Origin of the sequence: Fibrobacter sp. UWH6 (assembly GCF_900142465.1) — a bacterium.
Taxonomy (GTDB): domain Bacteria; phylum Fibrobacterota; class Fibrobacteria; order Fibrobacterales; family Fibrobacteraceae; genus Fibrobacter.
Map to the genome: position 1 here is coordinate 98,701 of NZ_FRAX01000003.1, position 14,879 is coordinate 113,579.

13 protein-coding genes are annotated in these 14,879 nt (G+C 49.5%); 3 read left to right on the forward strand and 10 right to left on the reverse strand.

Translation table 11 applies throughout. The features are described from left to right. Positions 1-22 precede the first annotated feature (22 nt). Positions 23-850, forward strand: coding sequence for an inositol monophosphatase family protein (locus BUB73_RS03855; RefSeq protein WP_073156934.1), 828 nt, complete (start codon positions 23-25; stop codon positions 848-850). A 47-nt stretch (positions 851-897) separates the two neighbouring features. After that, complete coding sequence (locus BUB73_RS03860) at positions 898-1,971, forward strand: hypothetical protein (RefSeq protein WP_139259106.1); 1,074 nt, start codon at positions 898-900, stop codon at positions 1,969-1,971. A 131-nt stretch (positions 1,972-2,102) separates the two neighbouring features. Here the strand turns inward: BUB73_RS03860 and BUB73_RS03865 are convergent, their stop codons facing one another. Beyond that, entirely contained in the window at positions 2,103-4,703 is a 2,601-nt protein-coding gene (locus BUB73_RS03865) for an ATP-dependent Clp protease ATP-binding subunit (RefSeq protein WP_073283754.1), read from the reverse strand. A 481-nt stretch (positions 4,704-5,184) separates the two neighbouring features. Between BUB73_RS03865 and BUB73_RS03870 the strand changes: the two genes are divergently transcribed. Next, the gene (locus BUB73_RS03870) at positions 5,185-5,946 is read left to right on the forward strand and encodes a transporter (RefSeq protein WP_073156943.1); all 762 of its coding nucleotides are present in this window, start codon (positions 5,185-5,187) and stop codon (positions 5,944-5,946) included. 67 nt (positions 5,947-6,013) lie between these two features. On the opposite strand, the gene BUB73_RS03875 is transcribed toward BUB73_RS03870, so the two are convergent. The 9 genes from BUB73_RS03875 to BUB73_RS03915 form a co-directional block, all read right to left on the reverse strand. Further along, positions 6,014-7,414, reverse strand: a complete 1,401-nt coding sequence (locus BUB73_RS03875) for a TldD/PmbA family protein (RefSeq protein WP_073156945.1) — start codon at positions 7,412-7,414, stop codon at positions 6,014-6,016. A gap of 48 nt (positions 7,415-7,462) precedes the next feature. Beyond that, positions 7,463-8,239, reverse strand: coding sequence for an imidazole glycerol phosphate synthase subunit HisF (gene hisF, locus BUB73_RS03880; RefSeq protein ID WP_073157388.1), 777 nt, complete (start codon positions 8,237-8,239; stop codon positions 7,463-7,465). Between the two features lie 171 nt (positions 8,240-8,410). Next, positions 8,411-8,734 carry a thioredoxin gene (trxA, locus tag BUB73_RS03885; protein ID WP_073156948.1) on the reverse strand — a complete coding sequence of 108 codons (324 nt, stop codon included), beginning with the start codon at positions 8,732-8,734 and terminating at the stop codon, positions 8,411-8,413. Positions 8,735-8,794: 60 nt separating this feature from the next. Further along, a complete protein-coding gene (locus tag BUB73_RS03890; RefSeq protein WP_073283757.1) occupies positions 8,795-9,466 on the reverse strand; it encodes a DUF3575 domain-containing protein in 672 nt (223 codons plus the stop codon). 18 nt (positions 9,467-9,484) lie between these two features. After that, positions 9,485-11,155: a PCMD domain-containing protein gene (locus BUB73_RS03895; RefSeq protein ID WP_083539632.1), complete on the reverse strand. Its 1,671-nt coding sequence runs from the start codon at positions 11,153-11,155 to the stop codon at positions 9,485-9,487. Between the two features lie 11 nt (positions 11,156-11,166). Next, positions 11,167-12,483 carry a PCMD domain-containing protein gene (locus BUB73_RS03900; protein ID WP_073283762.1) on the reverse strand — a complete coding sequence of 439 codons (1,317 nt, stop codon included), beginning with the start codon at positions 12,481-12,483 and terminating at the stop codon, positions 11,167-11,169. Positions 12,484-12,492: 9 nt separating this feature from the next. After that, positions 12,493-13,209: a hypothetical protein gene (locus BUB73_RS03905; RefSeq protein ID WP_073156960.1), complete on the reverse strand. Its 717-nt coding sequence runs from the start codon at positions 13,207-13,209 to the stop codon at positions 12,493-12,495. 66 nt (positions 13,210-13,275) lie between these two features. Beyond that, entirely contained in the window at positions 13,276-14,265 is a 990-nt protein-coding gene (locus tag BUB73_RS03910) for a nickel/cobalt transporter (protein WP_139259107.1), read from the reverse strand. Between the two features lie 23 nt (positions 14,266-14,288). Continuing rightward, positions 14,289-14,879, reverse strand: a complete 591-nt coding sequence (locus BUB73_RS03915) for a DUF1007 family protein (RefSeq protein WP_139258196.1) — start codon at positions 14,877-14,879, stop codon at positions 14,289-14,291.

Sequence of the window (14,879 nt, forward strand, 5' to 3'; positions counted from 1 at the left end):
TGAAGGATCCAGAGAGGTTACAATGAGCGCAACAAAAGAAAATCTTGATTTGTTAAACATTGCCCTGAAGGCTGCCGAACTGGCTCAGGGTAACATCCTAAAGTATTTCCAGAACGATGTTGGCGTGGAATGGAAAGCAGACAAGACTCCTGTGACCATCGCCGACAAGAGCACCGAAGAACTTTGCCGCGAATTCTGGGCAAAGGAAACTCCGGGCTTCGGCGTCATTGGTGAAGAATTTGGAATCGAAAGTCCCGATGCAGAATACCAGTGGGTCATCGATCCCATCGACGGCACCAAGGCATTCATCCACGGCGTGCCTCTGTTCGGTACCTTGATTGCACTATACCGTCGCGGCGAAGCAATCGCCAGCCTTATCCGCATCCCGGCCATGAACACCGCTGTTTGGGCCGTGAAGGATGGCGGAGCATTCCTCGGTAGCAGCGCACAGGACTGCCGCGTCTCCAAGTGTTCCAAGGTGGAAAAACTTTCCGACGCCCTGGTTCTTTCCGGCACCGTCAACACCATGGAAACTGCAGGCTATGGCGAACAGTACGCAAACGTCCGTCGCGCAGCCCGCCTCCACCGCGGTTGGGGCGACTGCTACGGTTACTACCTGGTAGCCGCAGGCCGCGCCGAACTGATGATCGACCCCATCGTTTCCCTCTGGGACATCGCCCCGTATCCTCTGCTTTTCTCTGAGGCAGGTGGCAAGTTCAGCATGCTGGACGGCAGAACCGAACTGTTCGATGCCAACGGCAAGCCCGTCGCCCCCATTTACGAAGGCTACACCAGCTTCGCATCCAACGGACTCATCCACAACGAAGTTGCAGGGTATTTCAAGAAGTAATATCAAAGCCGTAAATTACGGCAAAACAGGTTAGAAGGAGACAACAAATGAAGTTCACAAAAATTACAGTTGCAATTTTTACAGTTGCATTAACTGCTTTATCCTTAATCGCATGTGGCGACGACAGTTCCGGGACTGCAGCCTCAAACAATCCGTTTTCACCTACTGGCGGATATGTTTATCAGCTTTCCGTCAATGAAGCGACCCAAACACTTATTGTTTCCATGTCACGAGAAGTCGGCGACTGCGCCCTTGTAGATGGGGAACCACAATGGCTCGACGGAGGCTTAAAGGTTTATGCAGATACCAATACGTACGAAATCAAGGGAGACACTCTAATCCTCCACACCTTTAAGACCTATGATGACGAAGTTTACGATCGCAAAAACTTTCTTATTGGCAAAAACAATGGTCGCCTATATGGTACTTGGGAAGCGCTTCTTTGCAATGATGACGATGACGACGGAGTGCAAGAGTGCAGCCTCTCACCTTACGCCACAGAAACAATCACTTTCACCCAATCAACAGCCACTGTCAACTTTAGTTTAAGAGAAAATGCTGATTTCACAAAAACGGATCTAGCCTACTACATTGTACAGGCTCTCTACAATGGTTCCGGTTTCCACGAAATCTACGCCAGCGATTTTGACGATCAGGATCAGGGAGGCCCGGAGTTCGACGTTTTCCTGCAAGAAAACAACATTACGTATCAAAAAGTAAGCAACAAGCAAGCGAACTTCACCATTAACGGCCAAGTCTACACCTTTAGCCTCACCTCTGCAGAAGAATCAATGGAATCAAGGCTGGTAGAAGCAACCGTAACCACGCTTTCCTCCACTTGCTACCTAAAAGATTTTGAAGAAGCGATTTCCAAGGAAACCTGCAATAGTCGCGACATCTACGACATGAGCGGGTTCCACGAATGCGGCATTGAATACGAACCAGACAGCATTGTTTACAACCAACTCATTCACGAAAACCACCTTACGAACATCGATGAATTCCGTGAATGCATTCGTAGTATTGCTCAACAGCCAAGTTCAGACATTCCCCTTCTGTATAAAAGAGCAGCCAAGGAAGCAAAGCCATCCAAGAAAAATTCCTGGTTTGCAAAGTTCTAATCTAGCCAACAATAACACAACGCAGTTTGTATAAAAGAAACAGCCTCGGGAAATCCGGGGCTGTTCTTGTACCAGACTTTCGTCCAGCGCTTTGGGGTTAGGAGGAATTTTTTGCGGCGTTCCGCGACGCTTTACTTCACAGTAAACACGCCGTTTTCGTAGTCGATGACCACCGGCTTTGCGGAGCTTACTGTGCCAGCAAGGATGGCGTGGCTCAGCACACGTTCCACGTTGCGTTCAATGAAACGCTGGATGGGACGGGCACCGAATTCCGGCTGGTAAGCGCCATCCGCAATGGCATCCAAGGCTGCATCGGACAGAGTCAGTTCCAGTCCCTGACGGGCGGCACGCTTTGCAAGGCCAGCGAACTTCAGCTTTACAATGTCGCGGATCTGAGGCTTGGTAAGACTCTGGAATACCAGCGTTTCATCCAGACGGTTCAGGAATTCCGGACGGAAGAAAGCATGAAGGTCGGCTTCAATGTCGGCAACCGTCACCGGCGCGACGTTCTCGCCCGAAGAGCCTGCGGCACTACCAGCGGCGCCAGAAGTTGCGCGGGCCAAGCGTTCGCGGAACTTTTCTGCACCCAGGTTAGACGTCATCAAGATCAGGGTGTTCTTGAAGTTCACCGTGCGGCCCTTACCATCAGTCAAACGACCGTCATCAAGAACCTGCAGCAAGGTGTTGAACACATCGGGATGAGCCTTCTCGATTTCGTCCAGCAAGATGACGCAATAAGGCTTGGTACGAACGGCTTCCGTCAGCTGGCCGCCTTCTTCGTAGCCCACATATCCCGGAGGCGCACCGATCAAACGGCTTACCGTATGCTTTTCCATGTATTCGCTCATGTCGATACGGACCAGAGCGTTTTCATCATCGAAAAGTTCCACAGCCAAGGCCTTGGCCAGTTCCGTCTTGCCGACACCTGTGGGGCCCAGGAACAGGAAGCTGCCAATAGGAGCGTTCTCGCGGCTCAATCCGCTACGGTTTCTCAAGATAGCTTCAGACACCGCTTCCACAGCATCATCCTGGCCAATCACGCGAGCATGCAGGCGTTCATCCAAATGGAGCAACTTGGACTTTTCGCCTTCGCAAAGCTTGGTCACAGGAACACCAGTCCAACGGCTCACCACCATAGAGATGGTATCTTCCGTCACCTCTTCGCTCAGGTCATCGCCCGTGGTAGACTTTGCGATGGCAGCAGACTTTTCCGCGATTTCCTTTTCCAGGTTCACGATTTTGTTGTACTTCAGTTCCGCAGCACGGTTCAGGTCGTAGCGAGCTTCAGCCTGTTCCATTTCGGTACGGGCATCTGCCAGAGATTTCTTCAAGTCACGAATTTCAGCGAAGGCGGCACGACGATCCTGCCAGCGCTCCTGCATAGCCTTCACGGCGGCAGCAGTCACAGCCAGATCTTCACGCAGTTCCTTCAAGCGACGGACAGAAACTTCATCCGTTTCCTTTGCCAGAGCCTGCTCCTCGATCTTCATCTGTAGTTCCTTACGCTGCAAAGTATCCAGAGCTTCCGGCACCGTATCCATCTGAGTTTTTACCAAACTTGCGGCTTCGTCAATCAGGTCGATAGCCTTATCCGGCAAGAATCGGTCACTGATGTAACGGTTAGAAAGTTTCACTGCAGCCACCAAGGCATTATCATGCAGACGCACGCCGTGGTGAGCATCGAAACCATCCTTAATTCCACGGAGGATAGAGATTGCCTCTTCTTCCGTAGGTTCATCAACTTGCACCGGCTGGAAACGACGTTCCAAAGCGGAATCCTTCTCGATGTACTTACGGTATTCCTGGGTGGTGGTAGCGCCAATGCAGTGCAGTTCACCACGAGCCAGCTTGGGCTTCAGCATGTTACCCAAGTCCATGGAGCCCTCGGTCTTGCCGGCACCCACAATGGTATGGATTTCGTCAATGAACAGAAGAGTATTTCCGTCTTCTTCAAGGGCGTCCAGAACAGATTTCAGACGTTCCTCGAAATCGCCGCGGTACTTTGCGCCAGCCATCAGGGCGGACAAATCCAGGGCGAAAAGTTTCTTGCCCTTCAATGCGTCAGGCACATCGCCGCGATAGATTCGCTCGGCGAGCCCTTCGACGATAGCGGTCTTACCCACGCCAGGTTCACCAACGAGGCAGGGGTTGTTTTTCGTCTTTCGGCTAAGGATCAAGATTACACGACGGATTTCCTCTTCACGGCCAATCACCGGCGAAAGCCTGCCATCGGCAGCCATTTCAACCAGCTCACGACCATACAACTTCAGCGGGGACTGTTCCTCGGCATTGGCTGCCCCGGCAAAGGGATCGGAGAGCCAAGTCTCCACCACTTCCACGGAACCCAAGGCGTCTTCAAAAACCTTGGCAATGCCGCGGTCCCCCGCAAACTTCATCAAGGCCACCAGCATATCGCCAGGAGTCACCATACGGTTCACCTGACGGGCCGACTGCACGGCAGCACGCAAAACACGGTTCAGATCGCTATCCGGGCCCACATCCGGGTTTGCCCCTTCCACACGGGGCACCTTCTGCACGAAAGGCTCCAGACGACCGCGCAGGTCCTGAGTCTTCGCGTTCTTGGACTTATACAGCTTTTTCAGGGTCGCATCAGGGCCTTCTACCAGACCCACGGCCAAATGGGCACATCCCAGGTAAGAATGGGAATTACGGTCCATCAAACTCTGGGCCTTGGCCAAAACCTTTTCTGCATCATTATTAAAATCAGACATATTTGCCTCCGCCACAAGGGCGCTTTTCTTTATTAACGCCCCACTTAATGCAATTGTCGTGCCAAGACCGTCTTTTTATGGATTTACCGCAAAAAAACACCGCAAACGGTAAAAAAAGGCTTTTTTTTCATAAAAAAAGCCCCTATTTCGTTTAAAAAAGAACATTTTTCATCTCAAAAAGAACCGCCAGAACGTCCAAATTTGCGACATACACCCTCCAACACCCTCCCAAAAGGAGCGCTCCCATTGTAAAGTGTTGTAAAACCCAACAACGGCAAATCACCTTGGACTATTCCCACTTGGACCAAACAAATCTATCTTAAGGATACAAAACCAAACATCCCATACACCAACAACGGCGCTCCTTTGGGGGGGCGCCGCTTGTTTTTTTGGGGTCTAAAAAAAATTTGAGTTTATTGGTCTGCGCCCCCCCCTTTTTGTATATTACCGCCCGTAATTTTTTACAACAAGGAGAACAAACATGCTCAAAAAAATCGCACTCACCGGAATTTTCGCAGCCTCGGCAACCTTCGCCTCCTGGGATCTGTTCCCGGTGCTCCCCAAAAATCAAGGCGAAGCTCATACAGGTCTCGCTTACAACGAAACAAATTACGCCAGCTGCCTCACCATGTTCGCTGGCGCACGATTTTCCGTCATTCAAAACTTGGAATTAGGGGTAATGGTTCCGTTCCGCTTCTACACAGAACTGCATGGAACCGAAATGGACGATGTCAATGGTTTAGGAAACATCGAAGCTTCGATTCGATACCAGTTCATCCCTAAAATGAACGCTTTCTTCGACGTAGCTATCCCCGTTGGCGATGATTCTTACAACGTTGAAGACGAATGGACGCTGAAAGGAGGCTTTCAATTCTCCTCAATCTTAACCCCCACGGTCAACTTCGGGTCGGAACTTGGCGTCCAGTATGAAACAGAAGGTGAGAAGAACTATTCGGAATTAGCCGCTAACATTTCAGCAGAACTGGATTTTACCGTTGTACCCCACTACACGCCCTATATCCGTTCTACAGTTTCCTTTATCATCGGAATCTATGACGATAGCGGTTTTGATTCCTTTCTTGGCAAAAACACCCCAGTCGGAACCTGGATTACCGTGGGTTCCAAGTTTGACATCACCGAATGGCTGAACCTAGACGCCTCCTACGGAGTTGGCATCGGCGACCACCTTTATGGTCCCAACCGTCCTAAAACTTATGGCCTAGGCTTAAACTTCCGTTTCTAAGTCACAAGGTTTAAAGCAAAGGCGCTCCTTTCGGGGCGCCTCTTTTATTTTCTAACAGAAGATAAAATCACCTTCCGCCAACCAGGATCTGGTCCACCTTGATGGACGGTTGACCGACGGTTACGGGGATATGGCCGGAACTTGCGCCGCAGACACCGGCAGCCAATTCCAAGTCAGAACCCACCATGCTGATCTTAGGCATAATTTCGTGCCCCTTGCCAATAAGGGCCGCGCCACGGACCGGTTCGCAAATCTTGCCATCGCGAATGATGTAGCCTTCGTCAACAGCGAAGTTGAATTCACCGGTGGCCGGGTTTACGGAACCGCCAGCCATACGGGCGGCATACAGACCATAATCCACACTAGAAATCATATCGTCCAGGGAATCCTTGCCCGGAGCAATAAAGGTATTGCGCATACGGCTAACGGGAGCGTACTTGTAGCTTTCGCGGCGAGCACTTCCGGTAAGTCCGATGCCCACTTCCTTAGCACCCACACGGTCAGACATGTAGGTTTTGAGAATACCGTTTTCGATGAGGGTGGTGCGCTGTGCGGGAGTGCCTTCGTCGTCAATTTTCAGGCTACCCCAGACACCATCCAAGGTGCCGTCGTCAATGGCGGTAAGGCAGGGCTGACCAATAGCCGTTCCCAACTTTCCGCAGAAGGGGCTGGCGTTGCGTCGTACCGATTCCGTTTCCAGCGGATGGCCGCAAGCTTCGTGGAAGATTACACCGCCAAAGCCGTTGCCCATGACTACAGGCATCTGGCCGCCGGGAATGTAGCCGGCAGTCAACATGCGAAGCACTCGTTCGCCAGCGGAGTTGGCCATTTCTTCGGGAGAGTAATTGGCCAACAGTTCATAACCGCCAATGGCGCCCGGACGCTCGGCAGAAGTCAAACGTTCAGAACCGTCAGCTGCAGTGACGCTTACGCTCAAGCGCAGGTGGCTGCGGTCCATTTCCACATTCAGACCTTCGCTGTTCAACAAATTAATGTGGGTGCAGTCATCAGTTACGCCAACGGTCACCTGAACAATCTTGTCGGAAATGCCGCGGGCAGTCTTGTCGGCACGGAACAGAAAATCCTGTTTGACAGCCTGGCCCAAAACTCGAGGATCCTGGAAGGCGGCGGCGTTGTAATCGCAGACGCGCTTTGCAGGAGCAAATTCAAAAGGCTTTGCAGCAGAACCTTCACCACCATTCATGGCGGCAATGCGACCAAAAGCCAAGGTCTTTACCAAGTTCACCAAGGCTTCTTCGGAATCGTCGCTGGTAAAACCATAGAGGACTTCGGTACCATACAGCAAACGGATGCCGATACCGTAATCTGTACCTGCCGTAGCCGTTTCAATCTTACTGTCCTTAAGTCCCAGGCTAGAGCTTCGAGTTTCTTCTTCAAAAATTTCTACAAAGTCTGCACCGGCGCTTCGGCCAGCCTCAAAAATCTTAACAGCTACAGACGGATTCATAAAACCTCAAAAAAAACGCGACAACCCCTAGAGGTGCCGCGTCAAAAATTACTTGTTGCGAACGGGAACGCCACCCTTGCGCATGGCATCCTTGATGCCCGGCACAGTGTAGTCGCCAAAATGAACCATGGAAGCCACCAAGGCGGCATCGGCGCTGGTCTTATTGAACAGGTCCACAATATGGTCGGGAGTACCGGCACCACCGCTGGCAATCACGGGAACCTGGACAGCCTTGGCCACCTGGTCGGTAATGTTCAGTTCGTAGCCCTGCTTGACACCGTCGGTATCAATAGCATTCAGGCAAATTTCGCCAACGCCCAGCTCTTCAGCCTTCTTGGCCCATTCTACGGCATCGAGACCCATAGGCTGACGGCCGCCACGAATGTACACTTCATAACCGCTGGGGAACTTTTCAGAAACACCCACAAACTTCGCATCCATACCCAGCACGATGCACTGGCGGCCAAAGGCCTTTGCACCTTCTGCAATGATTTCGGGATGGAGGACAGCCAAGCTGTTAACACTCACCTTTTCGGCACCGGCCAGCAATGCCTGATGCATGTCTTCCAGATTGCGGATACCGCCACCTACAGCAAAGGGGATAAATACGCGCTTTGCAATCTGACGGATCATTTCCATGTCGCAGGGGCGGTTTTCGGCGCTGGCGGTAATATCGTAGAACACCAGTTCATCGACGCCTTCGTCACTATAGCGGGCACCCATCTCCACCGGATCACCGATATCGATATTACCCTTGAACTTAACACCCTTCGTCACCTTACGGTCACGGACATCCAAACAGACAATCAAACGTTTTGTGAGCATGACGCAAATGTAGAAAAAGGTACGAGGAATGAGGCATGGGCAGTGAGCGGTGAGCAGCCAGTTGCGAGCTAAAGTCAGGCAACTCCGGCGCGATTGCATCCTGCGCTTTCGATAAAAAAAAATCCACCCTTCAAAAGGCGGATTTTTTGAAAATCTGTATAAGAATCGCTATTAGAGGTTACGGTCGATAACAGCCTTGACGGTGTTCTTAGGCACTGCGCCAACAACGTTGCCCACTTCGACGCCGTTCTTGAACAGCTTCATGTTGGGGATGTTAGTAATGCCAAAACGAGCGCAAATGTCGTTCACGCCGGCATCATCTACGTTAATCTTTGCGATGATAGCCTTGCCGTCATATTCGGCAGCCAGTTCATCAACAATAGGGCCCATCATCATGCAGGGGCGGCACCAGGTAGCCCAAAAATCAACGAACACCAACTGACCAGAACTGATCACTTCATCAAAATTTTCTGCAGTAAGAGCTAAAGCAGCCATGACAATCTCCAATTTACATCTGTAAAGATAATAAAATCAGCCTAATTTGAGGATATATAACTAGAAAGTAAACCCAATTGTGTAATTTACATCAAAATCTACGCCCACAGAAGATACTTCTTCCAGGTCATCGCGGTACTTTTTGCTCAAATAAGTGTTGGTATAGGTGGCACCGATATCAAAGGAAGAGGTAAAATGGCCCCAAATGGTCTTATTACCCACATACATGGCAAGACCCAGGCTATTTCCGGTTTCCTTAACGTCCTTGCTCCTCTTGTCTTCGTAGTCGCGTTCCACCTTTGCGTATTCATAAATGGCATGAATAGCCGTGTACATTCCCAGATGGCCGCGGTTGAAGTAATAGCGGAAACCTTCAGAAATACCAAAGACATTCACATCAAAATCAATCTTCTTGCGATTTTCGTCTTCGCCATCCCAGCTCTTGGTTTTGAAGTAAGGGCGAGTGATAATGGATGCATTGGAATTGATGTTACCTTCCAAGGTTAGCATCAGTGGCAGATAATCCTTGAAGAGGGGGTAAAAAATCAGGGACACCGGATGCACAGAAATGGCAAAAATGGGTTCACTGCTAGCAACATGATTGATCGTCACATTAGGAGTCGCAGGAGCGGGAGCACCGGAAGTATACTTGGAGGGATCGTCCACTACCTGGGCAAAGCTTGCAGAAACAAGAGCACCCAACATAACCAAAGCCAAGAAAGTCTTTTTCATTTCGTCCTCTTAAAAACGTTAGTAATAATAGAAACGTATCTCGTCTACAACAAGTGTAGCTCCCACCTTTCCCTTGTAATAATTGCCGTTAGCGCTAGATGCCATGACCGCCCTGAGGTGGGTCACAGCCATATCGCCGTCATAGCCATTCAGATGGTTATCAATGCCGCTGGAATTTTCCAGGTCATCCTTAAAAGTGTTGGAATTATGGATAGGAGAATCTTCATAAGGTTCGCCATACTTAAACTTCAAGCGCAAGGTCTTAAAACCGTTTTCCTTTTCAACGATGGAAACCACATCGGGATTGGGGCGGCCAGAATTGTCATCTGAGGCAGAACGGTACCAGGCAGAAGCCACCAACGTATTTACATCGCTAGAGGTGCGGTACTGATTCTTTCCCTCATTTGCAGTGGCAGTACGATTTTCCAGGAAGAAGTAAATGTCGCAGCTGTCGCCCTTGCCTTCATAGGTAAAGTCTACTTCTACATACTGCGGACGACCTTCAAAAGGCCTACCGAAATCAATCAGTTCATTTCCGTCGGGATATTTGCTCAACATGCTCGTTGCGCCAACGCCCTTAGGATTAAAGTAGCCTGTAAAGATATTTCCGCTGGCAAACTGTCCAATGCCAAGAATCTTCGCATCCATGGACTCCATCTTGGCAGCCTTTCCACCAGCCACAACCAAAGGAGAAGTCATGTTGAAGCCGGAGGTGTTTCCATTAGACCAGTCAGATGCAACATACTTGTTCCAGGAATCAAAAGAACTATTGGGGAACTGATAGCCAGCAACAATTCGGTATTCCTGTTCGGTCTTGCCGTTGGAGACTGTAGCAATCACCCCCTGGGCCAGGTTGTATTCGCCGTCATTTTCTACTCCAGAAATTTCGGCTCCTTCAGACAAGGTAATATCGCTAATTTTAACGCTAGACAATCCCGAGGCGTAGTCCAAATCATCATAGTGGATTCTGAAGGAGACCTTGCCGTCGCTGACGGAGCTATCAATGATCGCCTCGTTCCCGCCAATCTTCATAGACAGAATTCGCGGTGCATCCGGTTTCGATTCAGGGAATTCTTCGGCGGAGCCGAGATTTTCGCCAGAATCCTGAGCCTTGGAACTGCTGGACTTCACTTCATCCTGCTTGTCGTCAGACTTATCATCAGACTTGGCACTGCTGGAAGACTTGGCCGAACTAGAAGAAGATTTGCCCTTGTCATCAGCAACGGCTTCTACGCCAGGAATGGTAAAGCTAATCTGCCAAATGGAGGCGTCCCCATTTTCGGCCACCACAGCCACATAAACCGCAAGGCTAGAGGGAATGCGGATTTTGTCGCCAGAGCGCAGACGTTCGCTGGAATAAGAAACTTCGTGAGCCAGAGAATCCAATCCGGCGGAATCCGACGGAAATTCCTTGAACTTGCTATTGACCAAGTGCAATGTCGCCATGGAACTGATATCCAGAACATCCACCGCCACGGAGTCCCAGGATTCACCTTCTTCGGGAGCGACAAGTTTCACCTTGATCTTATGTTCGTCGGCATAGACCGACACGGAACCATCTTGACCTTCAAAGGTCAGTTCGTTAAGAGTCTTGTAGCCCGATGTTCCAAAGGAATCGTAGTCGGCAGTGCAGGCTACAAAAGACATTAAAACGGTTAAGAACGCAAGGAGTGAAATCAGACCTTTCATGATACCACCTCTTAGTAATTCAGCTTAAAGTTATCGAGGATCAGCTTAGCTTCTTTTCCGCCACGCTGTTTTTTGCCAGTTCCAGCAGCACCGCCAGCCACCACATGGGCATAGGCAGAAGAAGCAAACATCACATGGATAGAAGCAACTTCTTCGGTTCCCTCGCCCAAAGTCAAACCTTCAGCCATGGCAAAACCACCCTGCAACAATCCATCGGGATCAGCGCCATAGGACAATTCGACAACGACGGTTTTATCGCTTACGGATTCGGAATCGGAATGCATACCGCAGGCCACAACCTTCTTGTCGGCGCTAACCAGCATCACATACATCAAGGACTTCTGAGGATATTCCGTACTTGTATTGGAAACATGTTCGTAGGAATATTTCACCTCAAAGGAAACCGGGCGTGCCGTAAACGGGCGACCAAATGTCATCCCCTGAGAAATATCCGATTCATAACCGGCATCCGGTGTTCCCGAAGTGTAATTCCACTGGTAAAGCTGGACGATATCATTGGCCTTAAAGGAGCCAGCAAAGTAGAACCCGCCTGCAATTTTCCAGGAGCCGGGAACGCTTAGAAATGAACCGACAATCTCGCGGGTGGTCAAGGTTGCACGACCACTGGCAAATTCAAGATTAGCCGAAGACTGGAACTTGATACCGCCGGCGGAAGTTGCTTCAGCCATGACATCGCTGGTAGTTCCCCAGAAAGAAGCGTCGTACTTGGTAAAATCGGAACCCGGGAGCTGCGGTTCTTCGGCACTACTAGACAGAATTTCTTCGGAGCTGGAAGAAATTTCTTCAGAGCTACTAGAAACTTCTTCGCTAGAACTGGATTCTGCATCCTTTACAGAACTGGAAGACTCGCTCTTGGCAGAACTACTGGATTTTACACTACTGGAACTGCTAACCTTTTTAGAACTGCTGGATTTTACCTCGGGAGATTTGACCTTCCAGACGTCAACAACGCGGTTCTTTTCATCAAGGACTACAATATTTGCGAATTCACCTTCTCTTGTTATCAAGTATGCGCCTGACTTCAGCGGACTATCCCAATCTATTTCAGGATCCACCAGGTCCTGGTCCAAAGCCAGGTAGTATTTAGCGCCACCCAAAGAAGACAGAGACGAAACCTTCAGGGAATCCTTTGGGCAGGGAACATCAATTTCATGTTTCTTGACATTCAGGCTTGCATCCTTGCAGTTTGAAAAGAGAGGGCCTTCATCAACCTTTTCAACTTCGGCGGAAGTTCCCGATTCGCCACAGCCCCACAGGCACAAGGCCACAGCCGCGAACAAAAAAGCAGTCTTATTCATCCAGTTCATTGCAATCTCCTAGAAGAACATGACCAGAGAGAAGTCCAGGGCCAATAGGTTAATGGTAAAGTTCACTACATTGTACACAAGCTGACTTTTAGTTTCGCCATTTTCTTCAACTTCAATGACGCTGGAATTCAGGCCCAGCAAGCCCACAGAAGTTTCAAAGGCGAATCGGTTCAGCACCATGATGCAAATACCGGGATTGATACCTGCCGCAATAGACCAGGAACGGTTGCGGGATTTCTTCATGTCTTCCCCATCATCGGTCTGGGATATGCCGTAGGAATATTCAACCGAAATGGAGGTTTCATTGAAGAAGTAGACGTTTCTGGAATCAAGAATCTTCAGGTAGTTTTTCAATAGCGGCTGGATAAAGAATCCGTTGCTCACATACTTCCGATGTTCAGACAGATCCAAAACATCTTCTAGCAGGGCGAAGTCAATATCAAACCAGGTTCTGGAATAACCGGCACGCATACCGATGGCCATAGCGTCCTTGACGAAGTAGCCACCGAACGCTTCAACCGTAAAAGTGTAGCCATAAGCCTCGTATACATCGCCGATCATAATGTTCAGCACATCATCATCGGTATTGGCCTGGATCAATGAAAGGGATGTACCGCCATAAAAATTTCCTGCAGCAATGGCTTCACCTTTTTCTACAGGATACAAGCCTTCTAGGATTCCACCTTTCTTTTCTTCGGCGGAAGCAATGGCTACAAAAAGAGCCAAACATAACAAAAAACAAAATCTCATATTATCGCAAAGTTAAAAATTTGCGAAAATCAGGTCAAACCCCTAAACCCTACCAGCAAAGAAATTGGAAAAAAGCAACAAGCCCGAAACAAAAATTACCGCCCCGCCTACCATCGAAGTAAAGCAGTAAATGCTAGAGGCAAAGCGAGATGCCCTTGAAGTTTTGTCGATTCCCTTTCTAAAGGCTACTGCCCCAATACCAAAAAGAACATTGGTACAAGTCATGCCGATGCAAACGAGAACCGCACCAAGCAAGGCAAGCCCCACCATGGAATTCAGCAGGCAGAATAGAACAATCAGGGCCACAGCCGGGCAAGGCACAATTCCCGTTACTGCAGCAATGCCGATAATTTCTTTCCAGCGGGCGAAAGGCGGCAACACATTTTCCTGGCCTTCACATTTACGGCGACGTCCCTTGACAAAATCCACAACGCCAAGCACAGCAAGCAGCAAGCCCGTAATCATGAGCAATGCATAGCTAGCCATTTCGATACCACCGCGACCATTTTCGAAAACAGGGAATACCGTGGCCTTGAAAATTGCATACAAAATAAAGAGTAGTACAACAGCGCTCAGCGTATGAGTAAAAGTAATACCCGCACCCAGAGCAACTCCCTGACGCCAACGTCCGCGACGAGCCAAGAAGAATCCGATGACAATAGACTTGCCATGGCCCGGGCCCAAGGCATGGAGCATGCCATAGACAAAGCACAGCAGAAGGAACTTCCAGATACAAGACCAGTCCCCAGATTTCATGGCCACAATTTTCGCCGTTACTTTTTCGCGCAGATCCTTCTGCACCTGAGCCAAAGCGGCATGAAAAGAGGCCCCCTGAGTGGGCGCAGATTTCAGAGGTTCCTCTGAAGTTGTATTGACCGCACTGTCAGGGACTGTTGAAGTTTCTACCTGCGTCGCAACAGGTTTAGAAGAACCATCTTCACTAACATCAAAGCGTTTCTTCTTGACAGCGGCGGACGCCCCAATAGCCAAGGAGAGCACTAGCACCATTAAAACTTTCAGGAGATTCTGCACATTCACCCCGCAACAGTCTTTCGCTACTTTTTCTTATATCTCAGGTATAAGCCTTCTATACCCGAATGAAAAGCCTTGAACAAGGTCAAGTCGCTAACGCCGTCGTTAAAAAACTCCACGTCTATGGAATCAGGAGCCTCAACGTCGGCACTTTCCATATCTGTGGTCATCAAGATGTAATTGGTAACGTCGGCAACAACAACTACAAGCATGGAGTAATCATTGGTGGCAGGGCAACCAAAATACACGTCAAAGTCAAGGACCAGTCGGCGATTCTGCAAAGAAGCCTTGAAGTTCTTGACCTGCTTAGCCTTCAAGAAATCAGAACCGCGCTGAACGTAGTTGTAGTAGTTATTCCCTTCAAGAGGATCCAGGATAATACTCTTGAACCACTCATTTTCCTTGGGAGAAATTACACCATCGCCATCAACATCGCCAGACGACATCATGGCGGTACTATAAAGTTCATCGTACACCCAGCGGTTCCTGACCGAGGTAAATCCATCCTTGTCAAAAAGAACCTTGACTGTCGCATCCACAAAAACGTGGGGATGGCAAAAGCCTGGGACAACCCAGGCCATGCACAAAAAGAAAATCAACTTTAGAGTCTTCAC